Source organism: Cupriavidus sp. 05N38 (assembly GCF_056397345.1).
In genome coordinates this window covers 1-24,628 of sequence record NZ_JBFTNF010000089.1, presented here as the reverse complement: position 1 = coordinate 24,628, position 24,628 = coordinate 1, and the positions used below count along the sequence as shown (strand labels likewise).

General features: G+C 65.9%; 18 protein-coding genes. 11 read left to right on the top strand and 7 right to left on the bottom strand.

All coding sequences use genetic code 11. The features are described 5' to 3' along the window. Positions 1-260: 260 nt before the first annotated feature. The gene (locus tag AC1DK4_RS36780; RefSeq protein ID WP_441622156.1) at positions 261-1,271 is read left to right on the top strand and encodes a GlxA family transcriptional regulator; all 1,011 of its coding nucleotides are present in this window, start codon (positions 261-263) and stop codon (positions 1,269-1,271) included. Between the two features lie 243 nt (positions 1,272-1,514). After that, a complete protein-coding gene (locus AC1DK4_RS36775) occupies positions 1,515-2,504 on the top strand; it encodes an SLAC1 anion channel family protein (RefSeq protein WP_441622190.1) in 990 nt (329 codons plus the stop codon). A 41-nt stretch (positions 2,505-2,545) separates the two neighbouring features. Here the strand turns inward: AC1DK4_RS36775 and AC1DK4_RS36770 are convergent, their stop codons facing one another. The 3 genes from AC1DK4_RS36770 to pdxR (AC1DK4_RS36760) form a co-directional block, all read right to left on the bottom strand. Further along, positions 2,546-2,866, bottom strand: coding sequence for a hypothetical protein (locus AC1DK4_RS36770; protein ID WP_441622158.1), 321 nt, complete (start codon positions 2,864-2,866; stop codon positions 2,546-2,548). A 41-nt stretch (positions 2,867-2,907) separates the two neighbouring features. Further along, positions 2,908-3,804, bottom strand: a complete 897-nt coding sequence (locus AC1DK4_RS36765) for an alpha/beta hydrolase (protein WP_441622161.1) — start codon at positions 3,802-3,804, stop codon at positions 2,908-2,910. Between the two features lie 406 nt (positions 3,805-4,210). Further along, positions 4,211-5,713 (bottom strand): MocR-like pyridoxine biosynthesis transcription factor PdxR, encoded by a 1,503-nt coding sequence (pdxR, locus tag AC1DK4_RS36760; protein WP_441622162.1) that lies wholly within the window; start codon positions 5,711-5,713, stop codon positions 4,211-4,213. Between the two features lie 306 nt (positions 5,714-6,019). On the opposite strand from pdxR (AC1DK4_RS36760), the gene AC1DK4_RS36755 reads away from it, so the two are divergent. Both AC1DK4_RS36755 and ggt read left to right on the top strand, forming a co-directional pair. Further along, positions 6,020-6,868 (top strand): MurR/RpiR family transcriptional regulator, encoded by an 849-nt coding sequence (locus tag AC1DK4_RS36755; protein ID WP_441622164.1) that lies wholly within the window; start codon positions 6,020-6,022, stop codon positions 6,866-6,868. 29 nt (positions 6,869-6,897) lie between these two features. Continuing rightward, a complete protein-coding gene (gene ggt / locus AC1DK4_RS36750; RefSeq protein ID WP_441622166.1) occupies positions 6,898-8,763 on the top strand; it encodes a gamma-glutamyltransferase in 1,866 nt (621 codons plus the stop codon). Between the two features lie 102 nt (positions 8,764-8,865). On the opposite strand, the gene AC1DK4_RS36745 is transcribed toward ggt, so the two are convergent. Together AC1DK4_RS36745 and pdxR (AC1DK4_RS36740) are read right to left on the bottom strand one after the other, a co-directional pair. After that, a complete protein-coding gene (locus tag AC1DK4_RS36745) occupies positions 8,866-9,909 on the bottom strand; it encodes a rod shape-determining protein (protein ID WP_441622168.1) in 1,044 nt (347 codons plus the stop codon). 485 nt (positions 9,910-10,394) lie between these two features. Beyond that, complete coding sequence (pdxR, locus tag AC1DK4_RS36740) at positions 10,395-11,897, bottom strand: MocR-like pyridoxine biosynthesis transcription factor PdxR (protein ID WP_441622170.1); 1,503 nt, start codon at positions 11,895-11,897, stop codon at positions 10,395-10,397. Positions 11,898-12,064: 167 nt separating this feature from the next. On the opposite strand from pdxR (AC1DK4_RS36740), the gene AC1DK4_RS36735 reads away from it, so the two are divergent. The 3 genes from AC1DK4_RS36735 (at position 12,065) to AC1DK4_RS36725 (ending at position 15,279) form a co-directional block, all read left to right on the top strand. Next, positions 12,065-13,339, top strand: coding sequence for a 4-aminobutyrate--2-oxoglutarate transaminase (locus AC1DK4_RS36735; protein WP_441622172.1), 1,275 nt, complete (start codon positions 12,065-12,067; stop codon positions 13,337-13,339). A gap of 23 nt (positions 13,340-13,362) precedes the next feature. Continuing rightward, positions 13,363-14,814 carry an NAD-dependent succinate-semialdehyde dehydrogenase gene (locus AC1DK4_RS36730; RefSeq protein ID WP_441622173.1) on the top strand — a complete coding sequence of 484 codons (1,452 nt, stop codon included), beginning with the start codon at positions 13,363-13,365 and terminating at the stop codon, positions 14,812-14,814. Between the two features lie 180 nt (positions 14,815-14,994). Further along, on the top strand, positions 14,995-15,279 hold the full coding sequence (locus AC1DK4_RS36725) for an ElaB/YgaM/YqjD family protein (RefSeq protein WP_477132133.1): 285 nt from the start codon (positions 14,995-14,997) through the stop codon (positions 15,277-15,279). Positions 15,280-15,344: 65 nt separating this feature from the next. Here AC1DK4_RS36725 and AC1DK4_RS36720 read toward each other — a convergent pair whose 3' ends face one another. Then, complete coding sequence (locus AC1DK4_RS36720; protein WP_441643551.1) at positions 15,345-16,307, bottom strand: LysR substrate-binding domain-containing protein; 963 nt, start codon at positions 16,305-16,307, stop codon at positions 15,345-15,347. A gap of 202 nt (positions 16,308-16,509) precedes the next feature. Beyond that, positions 16,510-17,631, bottom strand: coding sequence for an asparaginase (locus tag AC1DK4_RS36715; protein ID WP_441622179.1), 1,122 nt, complete (start codon positions 17,629-17,631; stop codon positions 16,510-16,512). 337 nt (positions 17,632-17,968) lie between these two features. On the opposite strand from AC1DK4_RS36715, the gene aspA reads away from it, so the two are divergent. From aspA to AC1DK4_RS36695, 4 genes are all read left to right on the top strand, one after another. Then, positions 17,969-19,396, top strand: a complete 1,428-nt coding sequence (aspA, locus tag AC1DK4_RS36710; RefSeq protein ID WP_441622181.1) for an aspartate ammonia-lyase — start codon at positions 17,969-17,971, stop codon at positions 19,394-19,396. Positions 19,397-19,515: 119 nt separating this feature from the next. Next, positions 19,516-20,856 (top strand): dicarboxylate/amino acid:cation symporter, encoded by a 1,341-nt coding sequence (locus AC1DK4_RS36705; RefSeq protein WP_441622183.1) that lies wholly within the window; start codon positions 19,516-19,518, stop codon positions 20,854-20,856. A gap of 188 nt (positions 20,857-21,044) precedes the next feature. Beyond that, positions 21,045-23,738: a pyruvate dehydrogenase (acetyl-transferring), homodimeric type gene (aceE, locus tag AC1DK4_RS36700; RefSeq protein WP_441622185.1), complete on the top strand. Its 2,694-nt coding sequence runs from the start codon at positions 21,045-21,047 to the stop codon at positions 23,736-23,738. 20 nt (positions 23,739-23,758) lie between these two features. Next, positions 23,759-24,628, top strand: an 870-nt coding sequence (locus AC1DK4_RS36695; protein ID WP_477132132.1) for a biotin/lipoyl-containing protein, incomplete at its 3' end; no start/stop codon positions are given.

Genomic DNA, 24,628 nt, shown 5'->3' with positions numbered 1-24,628 from the left:
GGCTGGCGGCGTGCTACGAGCGCTTTACGGAGGGGTGGCGCACATCCGACCTCGCCGAGGCGGCCGCCTTGCTCGGCAGGCCACTCGCAGGCCACGCAAATGGCGCCGGTCTCCTGCAGGGTTGATGCGTCAGCGGATTTTGACAGGGATCGCCTGTTTCTGGCAGACGGTACGCGCCCCTGCCCCCTATCCTTCTACGACCTCGAACCAGCGCCGCAACGCTGTCAAAAGATGGGCGCAATGCGGCAGGAGTCGTCGCCATGCACATTGCCCTTCTTGCACTGCCCGGGGTCCAGATGCTCGACCTCGCGGGCCCAATGGACGTATTCAGCGAGGCTTGCCGTCAACTCGGCGATCCCGGCGCATACACGCTGCAACTGCTATCACCAGACACGGCACCGATCGCCGCGTCAAACGGCGTACGCTTCCTGCCCGACGCCTCGCTCGAGCAAGCGCGGCACGACATCGATACGCTGCTGGTGGCCGGCGGGCCGCATATCGCAGCGTACGAGGAGGACGGCCCGCTGATCGATTGGCTGGCCCGGCAGGCTACCCAGGTCAGGCGCCTGGGCTCGTTCTACGCTGGCGCCTTCCTGCTGGCGCGGGCGCGCCTGCTGGCAGGCCGACGCGCGACCACGCACTGGCGAACCTGCGCGCGCCTCGCGATGGCTTATCCGGACATCCGTATCGAGCCGGACCATATTTATGTGAAGGACGGCCCGGTCTACACCTCGGCCGGCGTCACGGCGGGCATGGATCTGGCGCTCGCCATGGTCGAGGAAGATTTCGGCAACGGCCTGGCATTGCAGGTGGCGCAAGAGCTTGTGATGTACCTTAAGCGCGCCGGGGCGCAACCCCAACTGAGTCTCCAGCTTGCGGTCCAATCCAGCGAGCAGAATGCGATGCGCGATATCCAGGAATGGATCCTCGACGACGTGGCACGCGACCTGACCGTGGAGGCGCTCGCCCAACGGGCGGGCATGAGCGTGCGCAACTTCTCGCGACTGTTCAAGCGCGAGACGCTGACAACGCCAGCCGACTTTGTCGAGCTCGCCCGCGTGGACATGGCGAGGCGCCTGCTGGTGCAGAGTGGCACGCCTCTCAAGAGGATCGCCTACCAATGCGGTTTCAACGGGCAGAACGGACTGCGCCGCGCATTTGTGCGCCGCCTTTCCCTGAGCCCGATCGCCTATCGGCAACTTCACCGCAGCAGCGCCCCCGCTGCGCTGTTCCGGTCAGTTGGACCGCCCGCGTCAGCCCAGCCGTGGTGACCATTGGCAGATAGCTCCCACGTGACCTCGATGGCTTTCGTCCTTCGCGCGGCCCCCGGTCGGGCCGTCTTCTTCCTGGGCGAGACGGATTCGTCTTGTGGCTCCCAAGTCCACCACGTTGGCTGAAACTGACACATCGCCCTCCTTTCGGACTTCCAATCCCGCTTCCATAATCCTTTCAACGCAATCCCGGGCCGCCCCATCACACGAGGTGGCCGGATGTTCAAGGACGCAGAGGACATCATGAATATCGCCTCCACGACCGTAGCCCCCACGCATCATCAGCGCAGCTCGGTCAAGCATCTTCACGTCAACCTGTTCGGTGCCGTCATGGGCCTGTCCGGCCTGTCCCTGGCATGGCGCGGTGCCCATAAGGTCTTTGGTGCCGACCTGTTCGTCGCCGACGCTGTCGGCGTCGTGGCCATGGCCACTTTCCTGGCGCTCACCGCCGGCTACCTCGCCAAGTGGCGGCTCTATCCCGCAGCCGTGAAGGCGGAGTTCAACCATCCGATCGCCGGCAACTTCTTCGGCACCGTGACCATTGCCATCCTGCTGCTGTCGTCGATCGTCGGCACCTACAGCGAAGGCCTCGGACAGATTGTCTGGACGATCGGCACCGTCCTCACCATCGCGTTCACGTTCGTCATTGCCGGTCGCCTGCTCCGTGGCAGCGAGGATCCGGCGCACGCCGCGCCGGCATGGCTGATTCCGGGTGTCGCGACGCTGGACATCGCCGTCGCCGGCGGCACCATGCCGATGGCGTGGGCGCATGAAGTCAACATGTTTGCCATTGCCGTGGGCACGATGGTGGCACTGGTGTTCTTCACCATGATCTTTTCCCGCGTGGTCCATCACGAGCCGCTTCCCAGCGGCATGGTCCCCTCGCTGATGATCATGATCGCGCCCTTCGAAGTGGGTTTCCTTGCCTATGTCAACATCACCGGGCACGTCGACATGTTCGCGGGCCTGCTGTTCTACTTCGGCTTGTTCCTGTTCATCGCGCTGTCGTTCAAGGTGTTCCGCCGCTCCATTCCGTTCGCGGCGTCGTGGTGGGCAATCAGCTTCCCCATGGCGGCCCTGGCCAATGCCGCCCTGAAATATGCCCTCTACGCCGACACGTGGGTGCTCACGTCCCTGGCCGGTCTTATCCTCTTCCTGCTCAGCACCGTGATCCTCGTGCTRCTGGTACGGACGCTGTACAGGCTGTTCACGCACCGGCTGCTGGTGGGTTGACGCGCACCCTTTGCGCTGAACGGGCCCCCCGTGGGCCCCGTTTACGACTGCGTTCTGTCATGGGCAGATACCTCGTGGAATCCGGCAAGCGGAGAAACCAGTTCCGCTGCCACCCCTAGGAACAGCAGCGCGGACTTGATCGCAAGGGCGCAGCTGACCGCGGATGACGACATGACCTGGATGCGCGCCAGGCAATCGTCCGCATCGCATTGCAGTGGCAAGGCGATCATGTTGTCCAAGGCGAACGCCAGGCCGATGCGCGTCATTGCCTCCTGCGTCCGCCGGAACCGGCCAGTCCTGCTAACGCGCACGGTGCTAACGCGCGCCAGCGACGCGGGGTCGATGCGAATAGCGACCTCCATGGGTGGAGATATCCCAGCGTTTTGCATTGCCGTCCTCCCACTCAAGCCGCGAAGCGCCCGCGGATAAAGTCGGCGCCTTCCTGCAAGGCCTGACGCGCTTCGGGCAAGATGCCATGCCACATGTGCCAGGCGTGGAACATGGCGGGCCACGCCCGGAGCCCGATGTCGACGCCAGCCACTGCCGCACGCGCGGCAAGCCGCGTCGCATCGTCCAGCAAGATCTCGTCTCCGCCCACGTGAATCAGTATCGGTGGCAAGCCACCAAGGTCACCAAACACCGGCGACGCCAGTGGATGCCGCGGATCGTGTTCTTCCTGCAGGTAGCTTCGCGCAAAGAATCGCAGGGCGTCCAGCGAGATGCGCGCGTCCACGAGCGCCTTGGTGCGGATCGTGTCGCCGCTGAGCGTCAGGTCCGTCCACGGAGACATCAGGAAAGCCCCCTTGGGCAGTGGCATGTCGTGAAGCTTGCACATCAGCATCAGCGCCACGGCAAGTCCGCCTCCTGCCGAATCGCCCGCCAGGACAATAGCGGGATCTTCGCCGAGCCGGTCATGCAACCACTTGTAAGCCTCGTATGCAGCGTGCAAAGCGTGTGGGAAAGGATGCTCTGGCGCCCGGTGATAATCGAGCGCAAAGACATCACGATGCGTTTCGCGCGATAGCGCGGCAGTCATCGTCCGGTACTGGCAAGGGGTATGAAGGACGTACCCTCCGCCGTGGAGATAGAGGATCGCCTGATTGCTCGCCGAGCCCGGCGAGATGGTCCACAGTCCGGGAACATCGCTGCCCTCGACAAAGCGGACGCCAGCCGGAATGGGAAGCGCGTCGTACAGGGCATCGGCGTGCTCGCGCATGTGCGACAACGAGGCATCCTCCGGCAGTCGTGCCCTGTCGTCCCAGAGGCGCTGAATGATCTCCTCCCGTTGCTGCGAGGCCATGCCATACTCCATGCGTGTCAGACGATGAACCGAGCATAGACAGGCATCGCCCAGGCCGTCTGCCAAGTCGGCAGCAGCTTCGGCCAGCCCGCCTCGCTGGCCGCCTCGTTGGCCGCCTTTGACACAAGCATGGCGCTTTTCCGCCTCTACGCCCTGCCTGCACTCTCTACGGCAACGGCCCCTCCCTCCAATGGGTATGAGGTCATCGCGGCTTTCTCCTACTGCGCGGCACGACTGTGCGCGATTGAAGAGCGCCACGCGCCGTGACCCTCCAGCTTTGGCGACGACGACGACGGCGGCATGAGGCAAGCGCACTTTATCTGCCGCGGCGCTGGCCGCGAGGCAGTTCTTCTGCGATCCGGCGCAACGCGTGCCGAGGCAGCCCGCCGCGTCTTGGCCACCCGCCTCAGGCCCCGCCGACCGATTCGATGGCCGCCGCCAGCCTGGCCACCGCCGGAGCGATCTCCTCCTCGCTGACCCCACCGTAGCCCAGCACCAGGCCGTTCTGCGAGCGCCGGGGGTCCGCGTAGTAGGACGACAGCGGGCGCGCCACGATCCCGTGGGCAAGCGCGGCGCGCGATACCAGGTGATCCTCCGCGCGGCGCAGGAGGACGGTCAGGTGCAGCCCGGTGTCGGTGCCGACGATATCGATCTCGCCGTCAAGCCGTCGCTGCAATTCCCGCGTGAGAAGCGCCTGGCGCTCGCCATAGATCTTGCGCATGCGCCGGATATGGGCGGCGTAGTGCCCGTCCGCGATAAACAGTGCCAGCGCGGTCTGGATCTGCAGCTGCCCGCCGCGATACAACTCGGAGTGTGCTACGGCGAAGGCATCCACCAGTGACGGCGGCAGGATCAGGAAGCCGAGCCGCAGGCCGGGGTACAGCACCTTGGAGAAGCTGCCCACATAGATGGTGTTGCGATGGGGATCGAGGCCCTGCAGCGATGGCTGGGGCGCGCCGTGGTAACGGAACTCGCTGTCGTAGTCGTCCTCGATGATCCAGGCGCCGTAGCGATGCGCCAGCTCCGTGAGCAAGCGACGGCGTGCCAGGCTCATTACCACGCCGCTGGGGTACTGGTGCGACGGGGTGACGAAGATGAGCCTGGGCGCGGTCTGCGGCGCAACCGGGGGCTGCATGCCCTGCGCGTCCACCGGCACCGCCTCGACCTTCAGGCCGGCGGCGCGAAACACGCTGCGCGCGCCCCAGTAGCCTGGGTCTTCCACCCACACCACATCGCCCGGATCGGCGAGCAAGCGGGCGCACAGGTCGATGGCCTGGTGGCTGCCCTGCGTCACCACGATCTGCTCGGGCGAGCAGTCGACGCCGCGTGCGAGCGCCAGGTATTGCGCCAGCGCGCGCTTGAGCGGCGGGCAGCCGTGCCGCGTGCCATAGCCCAGTTGTTCCTGGCAGGCGGTTTTCCAGACCTGGGTGATSAGSCGCTGCCATGTCGCSCGYGGRAAYTGCCTGACRTCCGGAATGCCSAGCACGAACGAGCCCACCTGCCGGTCCGATGCGCCGGCGCCATCGAGCAGTTCGCGGGCTCTTGCGGACAGGCGCGATTCCTCGCGCGGCGGCGCGATCTCGCTCGCCTGGCTCAAGCCGAACACACTCTCGCGCAGCGCGGGATCGGGCGGTGCCTTGCCGACGTAGGTGCCACTGCCGCCCTGTGTCAGCGTATAGCCCTCTTCGGTGAGGCGCTCATACGCATACAGGACGGTGTTGCGGGCGATGCTCAGGCCTTTGGCAACCTCGCGCGTCGGCGGCAGGCGCGTACCGGCCGACAACTGGCCGGCCAGGATCGCGCCGCGGATGTCGTCAAACAACTGCCGGTTCAAGGGGAGGCCCGATCGGTCGGGTTGCGCCCAGTGACTGCGCCCGAGAAGCCAGTCGATCAGTGGCGTCTCTTTCAAAGTCTTCGCTCCCTCTGCTCGTTGAGTCCTGACTCTTGGCTAGTGACATCTTGGTGCGTGCTGGACGTCTGTAACGTACGCTACAAGAAAAGCTGAGAACTGAGCCGAGTGTTTCACCAACAAACAATACACGCAGCGTCCGCCAGGCGAAACTGAGGGTTTTTACTCGGTCTTTGCCGAACTGCCCAATGATATTCTCCGATTTGTTTCACGCGCTGTAACGTTTATTACGCAACACTGCCCCACTGCATGGTGGCAAGGCAGTCCCTTCCGGAGAGCGGCTTGGCCAGGTTATCAATCAGGGAAATGCTGGCGGACCAGGCCGCCGGCTTCACCACGTCGGAGCTGAAGGTGGTGGAAACGCTGCTCGCCAGCTACCCGAGTGCCGCGCTGACGTCCATCTCGAACCTCGCGGGTCAAGCCGGGGTCAGCGATCCGACGGTGTACCGGCTGGTCGTGAAGCTGGGATTCGACGGTTACCCGTCATTTCAGCGAGCGCTCCTGGCGGAGGTCGACGAGGCCATGAATTCGCCGCTCTCCCGGCTCGGCGCGCCAGGCAACACAGCACTCGGAGACGATTTCCAGCGGGGTTCGCTGGCAAGCCTGGCGATGTCGGTCGAGCGCGTGGCGCAGCACGCTTCGCCGGAGGACTTCGACACCGCCGTCGAATTGCTCGGCAATGCGCGGTCCGCCGTGTTCTGCACCGGCGGACGATCGAGCTTGTTCCTGGCCTCGCGGCTCGCGTCGCACCTGACGCATATCCGTCCCAAGGTCCGTCTCGTCGAGCCTGCCCTGGAGCGGGCGAACGAGGCACTGGTCGACATCGGGCCAGACGATGCGCTGGTCGTCTTCGACTATCGCCGCTATCAGAAAAGCGTGATCGACTTTGCCGCCGCGGCGCATCGCCTGGGCGCAAGGATCATCCTGCTTACCGACGAGTGGAAGTCGCCGATCGCCGGCTTCGCCACGGCCACGCTAAGCAGCTTTGTACAGACCGGCTCACCGTTCGATACGAAGGTGCCCGCGCTGGCGCAATGCGAGACCTTGATTGCCGCGCTCATTGCCCGCTTTCCCGAGGAGGCAAAACGCCGGCTTGAAGCCATCGAGGCCGTACGCCGCTCTGCCACCCCCGAGGGTGCAAGCATCGATTTCTAGAATGCCTTTCCTTTCAGGAGAATGATGAAATGGCCACTCAGCAGTTTTCATTGATGCGCCGGGGCAGCCCGCTGGCCTTGGCGCTCGCCCTGCTAAGCGCATGTTCGACGCAAACCGGGGTGTCCTCGGCGCCGCCGGCCACAACCGCTCCCGCGGCAACGGCCTTGCCCGCGGCGCCGGAAGTCTCGTCCGGCTACCGGCCGGGCATGACCACCACTTACGCCGACAAGCATATGGCCGCGGCTGCCAATCCCCTGGCCACCGAAGCCGGCCGCAAGATCCTGCGCGCGGGCGGCACGGCCATCGATGCGGCCATCGCCATGCAGGCTGTGCTGACGCTGGTCGAGCCGCAGGCCACCGGCATCGGCGGTGGCGCCTTCATCATGTACTGGGACGGCAAGCGCGTGCAGGCTTACGACGGCCGCGAGACCGCGCCCGCCGGTGCCGGCGAAAACCTCTTCATGCGCCCCGACGGCAAGCCCATGAGCTTCAGCGAAGGGCAGATCGGCGGGCGTTCGGTGGGCACGCCTGGCGTGCTGCGCGCGCTGGAACTGGCTCACCGCCAGCATGGCAAGCTGCCCTGGGCCAAGCTGTTCGAGCCGGCCATCGCGCTGGCAGAGCAGGGTTTCCCGATTTCGCCGCGCCTTTATACGCAGATCGCCGCCGACAAGTTCCTCCCGGCCTCGCCCGAGATGGCAGCCTACTTCCTGACACCGGACGGCAAACCCAGGCCGGTCGGCACCATACTGAAGAATCCGGCGCTGGCCAACACACTGCGCGAGATCGCGCAGCGCGGGCCAGACGTGCTTTATACCGGCCCGATTGCCAGCGAGATCGTCAAGCAGGTCAACGGGAGTGCCAACCCGGGCTCACTCTCGCTGGCTGACCTGAAGGATTACCGCGCCAGGGAGCGCGCGCCCATCTGCAGCGACTACAAGCGCTGGAAGGTCTGCGGCATGCCGCCGCCATCGTCGGGCGGCATCGCGATCGCGCAGATGCTCGGCACCTTGCAGGCGCTCGCGGCGAAAGATCCGAAATACGCGCTCGCCGCGCTGCGGCCCAAACAGGTAGCCACGCCTGCCGGCGTCGAGCCGGGCATCGACGCTGTGCACGCGCTTTCCGAGGCCGGGCGCCTGGCCTATGCGGACCGCGGCCTCTATGTGGCGGACTCGGATTTCGTGCCCGTCAATGTGGCGGGGCTGCTGAGCCGTGACTACCTGGCAAGCCGCGCGAGCCTGATCGGCGACGAGAGCATGGACAAGGCGGAGGCCGGCGTGCCACCCGGCGCCACACTCGCGCTGGCGCCGGACCGCTCGCCGCCGCGCGTGTCCACGTCGCAGATCGTCGCGGTGGATGACACCGGCGGCGCGATTTCCATGACCACCACCGTCGAGAGCTATTTCGGCTCGCATCTGATGGTGCGCGGCTTCGTGCTGAACAACCAGCTCACCGATTTCTCGTTCGTGCCAAGCGAGAACGGCAAGGCGGTCGCCAACCGCGTGCAGCCCGGCAAGCGCCCGCGCTCGTCGATGGCGCCCACGCTGGTGTTCGACCGCGAGACCGGCAAGCTGGTCGCAACCGTGGGTTCGCCCGGCGGCTCGCAGATCATCGAGTACGTGTCCAAGACGCTGGTGGGCCTGCTGGACTGGAACATGGACGTGCAGGCGGCCATCAACATGCCCAACTTCGGCAGCCGCAACGGACCGACGGAGCTGGAAGCCGGCCTGGTCAGCCCGGCCCTGGTGCAAGGCCTGAAAGACCGCGGGCATGAGGTCGCGCAGATCGAGATGACCAGCGGCACGCAGGCCATCATGCGCCGCCAGCGCCCCGATGGCACCTGGGCATGGGCCGGCGGCGCCGACCCGCGCCGCGAGGGGGTGGCACTGGGGGATTAAGCGCGGTTGCTCGATGGTGCTTTCGGCGCTTTCGAAGCGCCGGGACTGCGACGCGCAAGGCCGGCCCGAGGGCCGGCCTTCTTCGTTGCGACCGGCCAGCCCTTACTCGTAGGAGAAGAAGCTGCCGAGCTTGTCCATGCGTTCGAGCGCCATGCCCGCGCCCCGCACCACGCAGGTCAGCGGGTCATCGGCCACCACGACCGGCAGGCCGGTTTCCTCGGCCAGCAGGCGATCCAGGTCGCTCAGCAGCGCGCCGCCACCGGTGAGCATCATGCCGCGCTCGGCAATATCGGCGCCGAGTTCCGGCGGGGTCTGCTCCAGCGCGATCTTGACCGCCGACACGATCTGATTGAGTGGTTCGGTCAGCGCTTCCAGGATTTCGTTGGACGACACCGTGAACGCGCGCGGGATGCCTTCGGACAGGTTGCGGCCCTTGACTTCCATTTCGCGGATTTCGGCACCCGGGAAAGCCGAGCCGATTGTCTTCTTGATGGCCTCGGCGGTCTGCTCGCCGATCAACATGCCGTAGTTGCGCCGGATGTAGTTGACGATGGCCTCGTCGAACCTGTCGCCGCCCACGCGAATGGAACCCTTGTAGACCATGCCGCCCAGCGAGATCACGCCGACCTCGGTGGTGCCGCCGCCGACATCCACCACCATCGAGCCGGACGGCTCCGACACGGGCAGCCCCGCGCCGAGCGCGGCCGCCATGGGTTCCTCGATCAGGTAGACCTGGCTGGCGCCGGCGGCCAGCGCGGATTCGCGGATGGCGCGGCGCTCGACCTGGGTCGAGCCGCACGGCACGCAGATGATCATGCGGGGCGAAGGCCGCAGCAGCTTGGTGTCGTGCACCATCTTGATGAACTGCTTGAGCATCTGCTCGGTGACCCGGAAGTCGGCGATCACGCCATCTTTCATCGGGCGGATGGCCTCGATATTTCCAGGTACCTTGCCCAGCATCTGCTTGGCTTCCTTGCCCACCGCCTCGATGGTCTTGCGGGGATTGGGGCCACCCTGCTGGCGAATCGCGACCACCGAGGGCTCATCGAGGACGATGCCCTTGTCGCGCATGTAGATCAGGGTGTTGGCGGTGCCAAGGTCGATCGCGAGATCGCTGGAGAAGTAGCTACGGAGGAATCCAAACATCAGGGAACTTTTATCTGGTGGTTCGCAAGCATGCGAACCGGCGGGCGCCAGTTCTGGCGACAAGCAGGCTATGGATAGCGACGCATGCAGGAAGCCTTCATGCGTCGCGCGTCGCGCGGAGCGGCCTTCGGCGGTGGCCGGCGCTCCGTCACTTTTATATGGGCGGCAAAACCCGGTGGTGGCCACATCCGTGCGGCTTGGTGGCGAAACCGGCCACCAGGCAACCGCCGGACAGGCTACATCGTTGAAACCGCGCCCGGATCACAAAAAAATCCTGGCGAGACGCAAGCGGAACATCCCTGGCTCGGGGAGTGGCGCGTGCCGTACTTGCGCCACGCTAGCGCGTGAGCCGGGCGCAAACCAGATGCCCACCGGATGCTAACCGGGAACGAATGATACCTTGCGGCAAAGTCTTCCTGCTTAAAAACGGCGTCCGCAAGCCGTGACGCCAGGGACCGGACCGGGGGCCGCCCTCCTCGTCTTGCTCAGTGCGACAGCAGCCGGACGTCCCGCAAGCAACCCAGCAATACCTCGAACGCCGGCCCTATCTGCTCCTCCGGCACGCACGCATACCCGAGCAACAACCCCCGCTGCACCGCACTGCCCAGGAAATACCGAGACAGCGGCCGCACCAGGATGCCCCGGCGCCCGGCCTGCTCCGCAATGGCCACATCGTCCGCGCTGTCCGGCAGGCAGAGAACCAGGTGCAAGCCGGCATTGCTGCCGTAGCGGTGCAGCGCTTCGGGTCCCAGATAGCGCTCGATCAACCCGGCCAGGATGGCGCGGCGGCGGCCGTAGAGCAGCCGCATGCGGCGGATATGCGCGGCATAGTCGCCCGCCTGCATGAACTCGGCCACGGTGGCTTGCGTCATCAGGTGGCCGGCGCGGTACAGCTCGGAATGCGCGGTCTGGAAGGCGCCGGCCAGCGCGCGCGGCAATACCATGTAGCCCATGCGCAGCCCGGGGAACAGCGTCTTGCTGAACGTGCCGATATAGATCACCGGCGCATCCGGCTCCATGCCTTGCAGCGACGGGATTGGCTGGCCGGAGAAACGGAACTCGCTGTCATAGTCGTCCTCGACGATCCAGCTGCCCTGGCGCCGGGCGTATTCGAGCAGCGCGCGCCGCCGCGTCAGGCTCATGACGGCGCCGAGCGGATACTGGTGCGATGGCGTGACAAAGATAAAGCGCGGCGGCTGGCCTGCGTCCTTCCCCGCCGGAATCGTCAGCCCTTCCTCATCGACCGGGATCGGCATCATGTGGATGCCGTTCATCTGCAGCAAGCCGCGAATCCCCCAGTAGCTGGGCTCCTCCACCCAGGCGTGCTCGCCAGACATGCCGAGCATGCGGACCAGCAGGTCGATGCCCTGGTGAATGCCTTCGGTAATCAGCACCTGGGCGGCGTCGCATTGCACCGATCGCGCCACCCGCAGATGGGCCGCCACGGCTTCGCGCAAGGCGGGCAAGCCACCGCCATGGCAATAGCTGAGCCGCTCGGGCGGCGGATTGCGCCACAGGCGGGCGGCGATCTGCGCATAGCGCTGGTGCGGGAAACGCGTCACATCCGGCACGCCCGGCATGAAGGCGCCCCACTGCGATGGCGACGCCGAGGCATTGGCCAGCAATTCCACGCCGCGCGGCGACAGGCCCGGCATGGCCCGGGCCTGCGCGCTGCTGGCCTGGCTGGCCTTGGCATTGAGATAGGCCTCCGGCGCGGTGGCCGCCACGAAGGTGCCGCTGCCGGTACGGGCATGCACATAGCCCTCGGCCAGCAACTGCTCGTACGCAAACATCACGGTATTTCTCGACATGCCGAGCTCGGAGGCAAGGTCACGCGATGGCGGCAGACGGGTCTCGGGCCCCAGGCTGCCATCGAGGATGGCGCCGCGGATGCACTCGTAAAGACTGCGATTCAGCGGTTTCGCAAGGGCTGCGGGACCGTCCGGACCCAGGCGCTGAAGCAGCAAGTCGCCACAGATCGATCTCAATTGGCACCATCAGATATGGGAATGCGGTACTGGATTGTAGTGCCAAAGGAAGTTGAAATGCACTGCATCGTTGCGATCGCGATCGATCGACAGCCAGCGAAAACCCGCGAGAACCGCGCCCGGCCGGCAAGCGCCGCCCGGGCCATACCAAGCAAYACGGAGAGCCCATGAAGAACCTCGAACTGAATCAGCGCCGCGCCCTTGCCACCCCCCGCGGCGTCGGCGTGATGTGCGACTTCTATGCAGACCGGGCGGAAAACGCCACGCTCTGGGATGTGGAAGGCCGCCAGTACACCGACTTTGCCTGTGGCATTGCCGTGCTCAATACCGGCCACCGCCATCCGCGCGTGATGCAGGCGGTGATCGCGCAGCTCGAGCGCTTCACGCATACCGCGTACCAGATCGTGCCCTACGAGAGCTACGTGGCGCTGGCCGAGCGCATCAACGCCCTGGTGCCGATCGATGGCCTGAAGAAGACCGCCCTCTTCACCACCGGCGCGGAGGCCGTGGAAAACGCGGTCAAGATCGCCCGCGCGCATACCGGGCGCCCTGGCGTCATCGCGTTCTCGGGCGGCTTCCATGGCCGCACCCTGCTTGGCATGGCACTGACCGGCAAGGTGGCGCCGTACAAGGTCGGGTTCGGGCCGTTCCCGTCCGACATCTATCACGCGCCGTTCCCGTGCGACCTGCATGGCGTGAGCACCGAGCAATCCATCCAGGCGCTGGAGTCGCTGTTCAAGACGGATATCGACCCGCAGCGCGTGGCGGCCATCATCATCGAGCCGGTCCAGGGCGAAGGCGGCTTCCACCCGGCGCCGGTGGACTTCATGCAGAAGCTGCGCGCGCTGTGCGACAAGCACGGCATCCTGCTGATCGCCGATGAGGTGCAGACCGGTTTCGGCCGCACCGGCAAGCTCTTTGCCATGTCGCACTACCCGGTGGCGCCCGACCTCATCACCATGGCCAAGAGCCTGGCGGGCGGCATGCCGCTGTCGGCCGTGTGCGGCCGCGCCGCCATCATGGATGCGCCGCTGCCCGGCGGCCTGGGTGGCACCTACGCCGGCAACCCGCTGGCGGTGGCCGCCGCCCACGCGGTGATCGACGCCATTGAAGAAGAGCATCTATGCGACCGCGCCACCGCGCTCGGTGAGCAACTGAAGGCCGTGCTGCAGTACGCGAGCCACACCTGCCCGGTGATTGCCGACGTCCGCGGGCTTGGCTCCATGATCGCGGTGGAGTTCTACGATCCGGCCACCGGGCAGCCCAGCGCTGAGCTGGCCAAGCGGGTGCAGCAGCGCGCCATGGAGGCAGGGCTGATCCTGCTGACCTGCGGCACGTACGGCAACACCATCCGCTTCCTCTACCCCCTCACCATCCCGCAAGCCCAGTTCGACGCCGCACTGGTGGTGCTGACGAAGGTGCTGGCCGGCATCACCGCATAAAGGGAGACACCGTGGGAGACACCTTGAAATTGCAACGACCCGAGCTGCTGCGCAGCGCCTGCCTGATCGATGGCGAATGGACCGGCGCCGCCGGCGCCGCCGTATTGGTGGTGCGCAACCCGGCCACCCACGATGTGGTCGGCACCGTCCCGGGCTGCGGCGCCGCCGAAACCCGGCAAGCCGTGGAGGCCGCCGCGCGCGCGCTGCCGGCGTGGCGCGAGCTGACCGGCAAGGCCCGCGCCGCGGTGCTGCGCCGCTGGGCCGACCTGATGCTGGCGCACCAGGAAGACCTGGCGCAACTGATGACCGCCGAGCAGGGCAAGCCGCTGGCCGAAGCGCGTGGCGAAGTCGCCTACGCGGCCTCCTTCCTCGAATGGTTCGGCGAAGAAGCCAAGCGGGTGGACGGTGACGTACTGTCCAGCCCGCGCGCCGGCCAGAAGCTGCTGGTGCTGCGCCAGCCGATAGGTGTGTGCGCGGCGATCACGCCCTGGAACTTCCCCGCCGCCATGATCACGCGCAAGGCCGGCCCGGCGCTGGCCGCGGGCTGCACCATGATCGTGAAGCCCGCCGAACAGACCCCGCTGACGGCGCTGGCGCTGGCCGCGCTGGCCGAAGAAGCCGGCGTGCCCCGCGGCGTGCTGCAGGTCGTCACCGGCGACCCGGTCCAGATCGGCGGCGTCTTGTGCGAGAGCCCGGCCGTGCGCAAGCTGAGTTTCACCGGCTCCACCGCCATCGGCAAACTGCTGATGGCGCAATGCGCCGGCACGGTCAAGAAACTCTCGCTCGAACTCGGCGGCAATGCGCCGCTGATCGTGTTCGAGGACGCCGATCTCGACCGCGCGGTGGACGGCATCCTGGCTTCGAAATTCCGCAACAGCGGCCAGACCTGCGTCTGCGCCAACCGCATCTATGTGCACGACAACGTGTACGAGGAGGTGGCCAGCCGGCTGGTGCGCGCGGTGAGCGCCCTGCGTCCCGGGCACGGCATCGACAGCGGCGTCACGCAAGGGCCGCTGATCGATGCCAACGCCGTCGCCAAGGTGGAAAGCCATATCGCCGATGCGCTCGTCCATGGCGCACGGGTGCTGACGGGCGGCAAGCGCCATGCGCTTGGTGGCACCTTCTTCGAGCCCACGGTGGTGGCTGATGCCACCGCTGCCATGCGCGTCGCKCGCGAGGAAACGTTTGGCCCGTTGGCGCCCTTGTTCCGCTTCAAGGACGACCAGGAAGTCATCGCCATGGCCAACGACACCGAGTCCGGTCTTGCCGCTTACTTCTTCTCCAAGGACATGGCCCGCGTGTGGCGCGTGGCCGAGGCGCTGGAGTACGGCATGGTCGGCATCAATACGGGGCTGATCTCCAATGAGGTGGCACCGTTCGGTGGCGTCAAGCAATCCGGCCTCGGCCGCGAAGGCTCCAGCTACGGCATCGACGAGTACCTGGAGATGAAATACCTCTGCATGGAACTCGGCTGATCTACCGGCGCGAGCAACGCACAGGCCTGCGTGGACCGCCGGGAGGCGGTTCCATCAACAAATCCCGATTGGCTCTTATTTACGCGCCGGATGTTCCTTATGCTAGCCAGACCCAATGAGCCGGACCTTTTAACGCGATAAGGTCTTTCATTGCGGTAGCCATTCAACGAGGAGAAAGAAATGTCGAATACCGGTAGCGCGCTGCGTGAAGTCGATAGCCTGTTGGTGCCTGCCACCAATGCCACCAATGCCCCCGGCAAGCCGKCCGCGGACGAGCCGGGCAAGGTGCAGGAACGCCTGAAGAAGGCAAAGAAGAAAATCGCCGATGTGCAATACGTCGTCGTGGAAAAGAGCCGCCACACGGCGCGCGTCGCGGACGACTATGTGCATGAAAGCCCGTGGACGGCCATCGGCGTGGCGGCCGCTGTCGGCGTGCTGATCGGCTGGCTGATCGACCGACGATAGATCCCCGAGGCCAATCGCCAAGGTAGCCGCCCGGGTCGCCAACCACCGCGGCCCGGGACCCGGCCTTACAGCATTCCGCAGTCGCTCGATTCCGCGGTTTTTTGCATCATCAATTGCGGGTCCGGCACCTGGCTGATAGCGGACCACAACTCTTCGACCAGCGGCTTCGGACTGGCCACCGAACGGTACAGGCGGATGTCGAGGCTGGTCGCCCACGCGGCAGGCCCTGCCACCACCAGCTTGCCCTCTTTCAGCTCGTCGCTGACGCAGCTCTCCGGCAACCAGCCCACCCCGTGCCCGGCCACGACCATGGCCTTCAGGGCCTCCGACATATGGGTCTCGAAGCAGCGCTGCAGCCCGTAGGGCTCCGGCGCATTGAGCAGGATCATCTCGACCACGTTGCCAAGGAACGCGCCGGATGAATAGGCCATGAAAGGCAAGCGATTGGCGCTCGTGCCGGGCAGCCGGAAGATCGGCTGCCCTTGCTTGTCCGGTGCCGAGAACGGCAGGATCCGCTCGACGCCCAGCATCAGGAACGGGAAGCCGTTCGGGTCAAGCAGGATCGGCAGTTGCTGATGGTGGTAGCCCAGCAGGATGTCGCAATCGTCATCCACCAGTTGCTGCACGCCCTCCGGCACGTTCACCGCATGCACGCAGGCACTCAACGAGCCGAAACGCTCGTGCAGGCACTTGAGCCAGTTTGGGAAGAAGGTAAAGACCAGGGTGTGCGCCACCGCGAAGCGGATAACCTGGCCACTCTCGGCAAGCGGCTGACGGCTGCTCAGCAGCGCGCGTGCGGCATAAGCGTCACGCAACAGGTCGGCGGCCAGCCGGCGGAACAGCCAGCCTGCCGTGGTCAGCGTTGCCGGATGCACGCTGCGGTCAACCAGGCTGACGCCAAGCCACTCCTCAAGGGCCATGATGCGTCGGCTGAACGCCGACTGGGTGATATGCCGGTCGCTTGCCGCGCGCGAAAAACTGCGCGTTTCAGCCAAGCACAGGAAGTCTTCAAGCCACTTGGTTTCCATAATGGAATGTACTCAACATCAGGGGGGACGCGCTGTCTATGGCACATCATACGGCAACGCGGCACTGCACAAATCGGTGGAAGCCCGGTAGCACGATGCAAATTTTGCGCGGCATTATGCTGAAATTGCAACATCCCTCCCCGGCCTCGCGCGGACAAGCGCAAGGTACCGGGTACTCGACTGGTGCACGCCTTCTACCCGCTTAGTACTTCCAGAAGATCTTCTGCAGTTCCTTGGTGTCGTTGGTCTTGGTCAGTGCCAGCGCCATCAGGATGCGGGCCTTCTGCGGCAGCTGGTCGTCCGTCACCAGCCAGTCGTACTTATCGTCCGGCTGCTCGGCGTTGCGGACCACCACGCCGCTGCCGGTGCGCGAGGCACGCACGATCTGCACGCCCTTGGCGCGCGCGGCCTTGAGCGGCTCGACCATGTAGTCGCCCACGCTGCCATTGCCGGTGGCCGCATAGACGATGGCCTTGGCGCCGTTCTTCACCGCCGCATCGATGCTGGCCGGATTGACGTTGCCGTAGGCGTACACCACGGCAACTTCAGGCAGCTTGTCGATCTTGTCGATGTCCCATTCGGTCTGCATGGTGTGCGGGCGCGCCGCCAGGCGGTAGTACAGCGTGCGGCCTTCCACCACGTAGCCCAGCGGGCCGAACGGCGAGCGGAAGGTCTCGATCTTGAAGGTATTGGTCTTGGTGACGTCGCGCCCGGTGTGGATCTCGTCGTTCAGCACGGCCAGCGTGCCCTTGCCACGCGATTCCGGGCTGGACGCCACCAGCACCGCGTCGTACAGGTTAAGCGCGCCGTCCGCGCCCAGCGCCGTGCCCGGACGCATCGATCCCACCACCACCACCGGCTTGTCGCTCTTGAGCGTGAGGTTGAGGAAGTAAGCGGTTTCCTCGATGGTGTCGGTGCCGTGGGTGATCACGATGCCATCCACGTCCGGCTGCTTGAGCAGCTCCGAGACGCGCTTGCCAAGCTTGAGCAGGCGCTCGTTGTTGAAGCTCTCCGAGCCGATCTGGAAGACCTGCTCGCCCTTGACGTTGGCGATCTTCGAGATCTCGGGCACCGAGGCGATGATCTTGTCCACCGGCACCACCGCCGACTGGTAGGCGGCGGTATTGGTGGCGGCGGCACCGGCGCCAGCGATGGTGCCGCCGGTGCCGATGATCACGATATTGGCCTTGCGGGCTTCGCTGGCCTGTGCCGGCGCGCCGGCGGCAGGGGCGGAGGGAGCAAGCTGGGCATGGGCAACGCCGGTGGTCAGGCTGGCGGCAAGCAGCAAGGCGCTGAGAGTATTAAGACGTGCAAAACGCTTCATGGTTTTCTCCATGCGGTGGATATCAGGCGCTCGGCGAGTGCCCGCCAAATGGTGACGACAGGTGATGAGCGGGCGATGATACGGCAACCAAAAAGCGCCCGGATCCGTATAAGCCCTGATACGTCGATGCAAAATTCGCAGCGAAATATGCGGAAAAATCATCGTCCGGCGATCCCGGCCCGCCTGCCGCTCTCCAGCCCCTCGTGGCGCCTTGCCGATAGCGTGCCGCATGAGTATTTCGCGCCATGCCATGACAAATTCGCATCATAGTCGCCACCTGTCGGCGGTTTATCTAGAGTCGGGTCCTCCCTGATGCAAATTTGCGAGGCGCAATGCAATGACCGCTCGAACCTTTAGAACCGAACATGACCTGCTGGGCGATCGCGAGGTCCCGGCGGACGTCTACTACGGTGTGCACACCCTGCGCGCGGTAGAGAACTTTCCGATCACCGGCACCCCCATCTCCATCTACCCCGAGCTCATCAAGGCCCTGGCCTACATCAAGCAGGCGGCCGCGCTGGCCAACCATGAACTGGGCCTGCTCGACGAGCCCCGCTGCGACGCCATCGTGGCGGCCTGCGCGGAACTGCTCGGGGGCAAGCTGCACGACCAGTTCGTCGTCGACGTGATCCAGGGCGGCGCGGGCACCTCGACCAACATGAACGCGAACGAGGTCATCGCCAACCGCGCGCTCGAACTGCTGGGACACAACAAGGGCGAGTACCAGTACCTGCACCCGAACGAGCAGGTCAACATCGGCCAGAGCACCAACGACGTCTACCCGTCGGCGCTCAAGGTCGCCACCTGGTTCGGCATCCTGGGCCTGGTGGATGCCATGGGTGTGCTGCGGCGCGCCTTCGAGCGCAAGGCCGAAGAGTTCAGGCATGTCCTGAAGATGGGCCGCACCCAGTTGCAGGACGCCGTGCCGATGACGCTGGGCCAGGAGTTCAGCACCTACGCCGTGATGCTCGGCGAGGACGAGGAGCGGCTGCGCGAAGCGGCCCTGCTGATCTGCGAGATCAACATGGGCGCCACCGCCATCGGCACGGGCATCACCGCGCACCCGGACTACGCGCCGCTGATCCTCAAGCGGCTCAAGGAGATCACCGGCATTCCGCTGATGACCGCGCCGAACCTGATCGAGGCCACGCAGGATTGCGGCGCCTTTGTGCAGCTCTCCGGCGTGCTCAAGCGCGTGGCGGTCAAGCTCTCCAAGACCTGCAACGACCTGCGGCTGCTGTCCAGCGGCCCGCGCGCCGGGCTGGGCGAGATCAACCTGCCGGCCATGCAGGCAGGCTCCAGCATCATGCCCGGCAAGGTGAACCCCGTCATCCCGGAGGTGGTCAACCAGATCGCGTTCGAGGTCATCGGCAACGACATCACGGTCAGCTTCGCGGCCGAAGCCGGCCAGCTGCAACTCAACGCCTTCGAGCCGATCATCGCGCACAGCCTGTTCAAGAGCGTGAGCCATCTGCGCAACGGCTGCCTGACGCTGGCCGAACGCTGCGTCAACGGCATCACCGCCAACGAAGAGCGCCTGCGGGCCACGGTCGAGAACTCCATCGGCATCGTGACCGCCCTGAACCCGTACATCGGCTATGCCAACGCCACCGCCGTGGCGCAGGAGGCCCATGCCACCGGCGGCAGCGTGTACGAGATCGTGCTGCAAAAGGGCTTGCTGACCCGGGAGGAACTGGACCAGATCCTGCGCCCGGAAGTGCTGACGCAGCCGACCCAGCTGAGCCTGGCGCCCCGCGCGCGCTGATCCGGGGGGCAAGGCGTGTCCGGCGCCAGGCAAGGCCCCACCGGCCCCACCGCCCCCGCCCTGCCCCGATTCCGACGGTCAGACCAGGATCTGGCCGCAACTGCTGGAGACAACGCACAATGAAGGCAAACAAGCTCACAACCCGGATCATGATCGCCATGGTCCTGGGCATCGTCACCGGCTATCTCTGCAACCGCCTCGTGCCCGATGCGGCCATGGCCAAGGAGATTGCCAGCTACTTCTCCATCGTCACCGACGTCTTCCTGCGGCTGATCAAGATGATCATCGCGCCGCTGGTGTTTGGCACGCTGGTGGCGGGCATCGCCGGCATGAAAGACGCCAGCGCCGTGGGCCGCATCGGCATCAAGGCGCTCGGCTGGTTCATCACCGCGTCGCTGATATCGCTGCTGCTCGGCATGTTCTTCGTGGACCTGCTGCAGCCCGGGCATGCACTGAACCTGCCACTGCCCGAAATCGGCGCGGCCACCAACCTCAAGACCTCCACGCTGAACCTGAAGGACTTCATCACGCACGTCTTCCCCAAGAGCGTGTTCGAGGCGATGGCGCAGAACGAGATCCTGCAGATCCTGGTGTTCTCGCTGTTCTTCGGCTTTGCCATTGCGTCGTTCAAGGGCAAGGTGGGCCATCACCTGGTGGCGTCGATCGAGGAACTGGTGGCGATCATGCTGCGCGTCACCGACTTCGTGATGCGCTTCGCGCCGCTCGGCGTGTTTGCCGCCGTCGCCGCCGCCATCACGGTGCAGGGCATTGGCGTGCTGTTTACCTACGGCAAGTTCATCGGCGGCTTCTACCTGGGCTTGCTGGTGCTGTGGCTGGTGCTGACCGCGGCGGGCTACCTGTTCCTGGGCACCCGGGTGTTCACGCTGCTCAAGCTGATCCGCGAGCCGACGATCCTGGCGTTCTCCACCGCCAGCAGCGAGGCGGCCTACCCCAAGACCATGGAGCAGATGGAGAAGTTCGGGGTGCCCAACAAGGTGACCGGCTTCGTGCTGCCGCTGGGCTACTCGTTCAACCTCGACGGCTCGATGATGTACCAGGCATTCGCCGCGCTGTTCATCGCCCAGGCCTACAACATCCAGATGAGCCTGACCCAGCAGATCACCATGCTGCTGGTGCTCATGGTCACCAGCAAAGGCATTGCCGGCGTGCCCCGTGCCTCCATCGTGGTGGTGGCGGCGACCCTGCCGATGTTCAACCTGCCGGAAGCCGGCCTGCTGCTGATCCTGGGCATCGACCAGTTCCTCGACATGGGCCGCACCGCCACCAACGTCATCGGCAACAGCATCGCCACGGCCGTCGTTGCCAAATGGGAAGGTGAGCTTGGCGCCGCGCAGGACCCCGATGCCGCGGGGGCCCTGGAGGCCGAGGACATTACCGAGGCGCCGTCGCTACAACCCCGGGCCGTCCAGGCGCGGGTATTCCCTGACACCCCCGCATGAAATCTCATAACGATCACCCCGCCTGAATATGGATTCCCGACCGGGCAGCCGGACTGCCACGGCGGGATTCCTTTCCAATCAATCACTTGCGTAACCCGCATCCCCGCGCTTGCCGTGGCACATCTCTTGCTGAATAGCTCTGCCACTGCAGCACCTGACACAACCAAAACAGAACACGTGGAGACACTATGAGCGCACGAGAAGCGGGCGATCTCGATCCTATCGAGACCGCGGAATGGCTTGAGTCCTTGCAAGCGGTGACCCAGCACCGCGGAGCCGAGCGCGCCAACCAGCTGGTCAATACGCTGGTGGACGAGGCGCGACGCGATGGCCTCTATGTGCCGCGCTCCCTGACCACGGGCTACCGCAACACCATCGCCCCCAAGGACGAAGCGCAATCGACCGGCGACCGCGCCATCGAGCATCGCCTGCGCTCGATCATCCGCTGGAACGCCATGGCGATCATCCTGCGCGCCAACAAGGAATCGTCGGAGCTGGGTGGCCACATCGCCAGCTTCCAGTCGGCGGCCACGCTCTACGACATTGGCTTTGGCCACTTCTGGCACGCGCCCACCGACACCCATGGCGGCGACCTGCTCTACATCCAGGGCCACAGCGCGCCGGGCATCTATGCCCGCGCCTTTGTCGAAGGGCGGCTCACCGAGCAGCAGTTGCTGGGCTACCGCCAGGAGACCGGCGGCACCGGGCTGTCCTCCTACCCGCACCCCTGGCTGATGCCGGACTTCTGGCAGTTCCCCACCGTGTCGATGGGCCTGGGGCCGCTGATGTCGATCTACCAGGCGCGCTTCCTCAAGTACCTGCAAGGCCGCGGCCTGGCGGACACGGCGGCGCGCAAGGTCTGGGCCTTCATGGGCGACGGCGAGATGGACGAACCCGAATCGCTGGGCGCGATCTCGCTGGCCGGCCGCGAGCGGCTGGACAACCTGATCTTTGTCATCAACTGCAACCTGCAACGGCTGGACGGCCCGGTGCGCGGCAACGGCAAGATCATCCAGGAGCTGGAATCGGTCTTCCGCGGCGCCGGCTGGAACGTGATCAAGGTGGTCTGGGGTGGAGGCTGGGACAAGCTGCTGGCCAGGGACAAGAGCGGCCTGCTGCTAAAGCGCATGGAAGAATGCGTCGACGGCGAGTACCAGGATTTCAAGAGCAAGAGCGGCGCCTATGTGCGCGAGCACTTCTTTGGCAAGTACGAGGAGCTCAAGGCGCTGGTCGCCGACATGAGCGACGAGGAAATCTGGGGCCTCACGCGCGGCGGCCACGATCCCGAGAAGGTGTTTGCCGCCTACGCGGCGGCCGTGAAGCACACCGGCGAGCCGACGCTGATCCTGGCCAAGACGGTCAAGGGCTATGGCATGGGCGAATCCGGCGAAGGCCAGATGATTGCCCACCAGGCCAAGAAGATGACGCAGGACGCCCTGCGCGGCTTCCGCGACCGCTTCCAGATTCCGGTCAGCGACGACCAGCTGGCCGACGTGCCCTTTATCAAGCCGGCCGAGGACAGCCCGGAGATGCAGTACCTGCGCGCCCGGCGCGCGGCGCTGGGCGGCTACCTGCCGGCACGCCGCAGCAAGTCCGCCTCGCTGGAGATCCCGCCGCTGTCCAATTTCCAGCGCCTGCTGGACAGCACCGGCGAGCGCGAGATCTCCACCACCATGGCCTTCGTGCAGATGCTGGGCACGCTGGTCAGGGACAAGGCCATTGGCAAGCATGTGGTGCCCATCGTGCCCGATGAATCGCGCACCTTCGGCATGGAAGGCATGTTCCGCCAGCTCGGCATCTATTCGTCGGTCGGCCAGCTCTACAAGCCGCAGGATGCCGACCAGCTGATGTACTACCGCGAGTCCAAGGACGGCCAGGTGTTGCAGGAAGGGATCAACGAAGGCGGCGCGATGTCCAGCTGGATTGTGGCCGCGACCTCGTACAGCACGAGCAACGTGCCGATGATCCCGTTCTACATCTACTACTCGATGTTCGGGCTGCAGCGGGTGGGCGACCTGGCGTGGCTGGCGGGCGATATCCGCGCGCGCGGCTTCCTGCTGGGCGGCACCGCCGGGCGCACCACGCTCAACGGCGAAGGCTTGCAGCACGAGGACGGCCATAGCCACATCATCGCCGGCACCATCCCGAACTGTGTCTCCTACGACCCTACCTTCGCCTATGAAGTGGTGACCATCGTGCGCGAGGGCATGCGCCGCATGTACGAGCAGCAGGAGGATGTGTACTACTACATCACCCTGATGAACGAGAACTACACGCACCCGGGGCTGGCCGAAGCGGGCGCCGGCGCCGGCACCGAGGAAGGCATCCTCAAGGGCCTGTACCTGCTCAAGGACGGCGGCAAGGCCGGCAAGGGCGGGCTGCGCGTGCAACTGATGGGCAGCGGCACCATCCTGCGCGAGGTGATCGCGGCGGCCGAACTGCTGAAGGCGGACTTCAACGTCACCGCCGACATCTGGAGCGCCCCCAGCTACAACGAGCTGCGCCGCGACGGCATGGCCACGGAACGCTGGAACCTGCTGCACCCCACCGAGCCGCGCCGCAAGAGCTGGGTCGAGGCGAGCCTGGCGGGCCATGACGGCCCGGTGATCGCCTCCACCGACTACATGCGCAACTACGCCGACCAGGTGCGCGAATACGTGCACGCCGCCGGGCGCCGCTACGTGGTGCTCGGCACCGATGGCTTTGGCCGCAGCGACTACCGCGCCAAGCTGCGCAGCTTCTTCGAGGTGGACCGCTACCACGTGGCCGTGGCCGCGCTCAAGGCGCTGAGCGATGACGGCGCGATCAAGCCCGCGGTGGTGGCCGAGGCCATTGCCAGATACGGGGTGGATAGCGAGCGCGCAGCGCCGTGGACGGTCTGAGAGGCGAAGGAATAAAGACAATGAACCAAGCCATTGAAATCAAGGTGCCCGACATCGGCGACTTCAAGGACGTGCCGGTGATCGAGCTGTTCGTCAAGGTGGGAGACCTGGTCAAGGCCGAGGACCCGCTCGTCTCGCTGGAGTCGGACAAGGCCACCATGGAAGTGCCCGCGCCGCACGGCGGCGTGGTCAAGCAGATCCACGTCAAGCTGGGCGATGCCGTCAGCGAAGGCAGCGTGCTGATGCAATTCGAAGGCGCCGGGGCCGGCACTGCCGCCGCCGCGCCGGCGGAAGCGGCCAAGCCCAGCGTGAGCGCGCCGCCCGCCCCGGTCAGCGCGCCGGCCGGGCTGGCCGAAGTGCGCATTCCCGACATCGGCGACTTCAAGGACATCCCGGTGATCGAGATCTTCGTCAAGGTCGGCGATACCGTGAAGGCCGAGGATGCGCTGCTGTCGCTGGAGTCCGACAAGGCCACCATGGACGTGCCGGCCCCGCTGGGCGGCGTGGTGCGGGAGATCCGCGTGGAGGTGGGCGATACCGTCAGCGAAGGCAGCATCATCATGGCGCTGGCCACCGGCGATGCGCCGGCGGCGACGGGCGCAGCCCCCGCCGTGGCAGCCGCGCTTGCAGCTACTGCCGCGCCCGCTGGCGCCGCTACCGCTGCCACTACCACCGCCGCTGCCGCATCCGGTGGCGTCGACGAAGCCGCTTTTGCCCTTGCCTACGCCAGCCCGGCGGTGCGCAAGCTCGCCCGCGAGACCGGCGTGGACCTGGGCAAGGTGCGCGGCAGCGGCGAGCACGGCCGCATCCTGCGCGCCGACGTAGAGGCCTTCGCCCGCCCGGGCGGCGCCGCGGCGCCCGCCGCCAGGCCCGCCGCCGCGCCTGCGGGC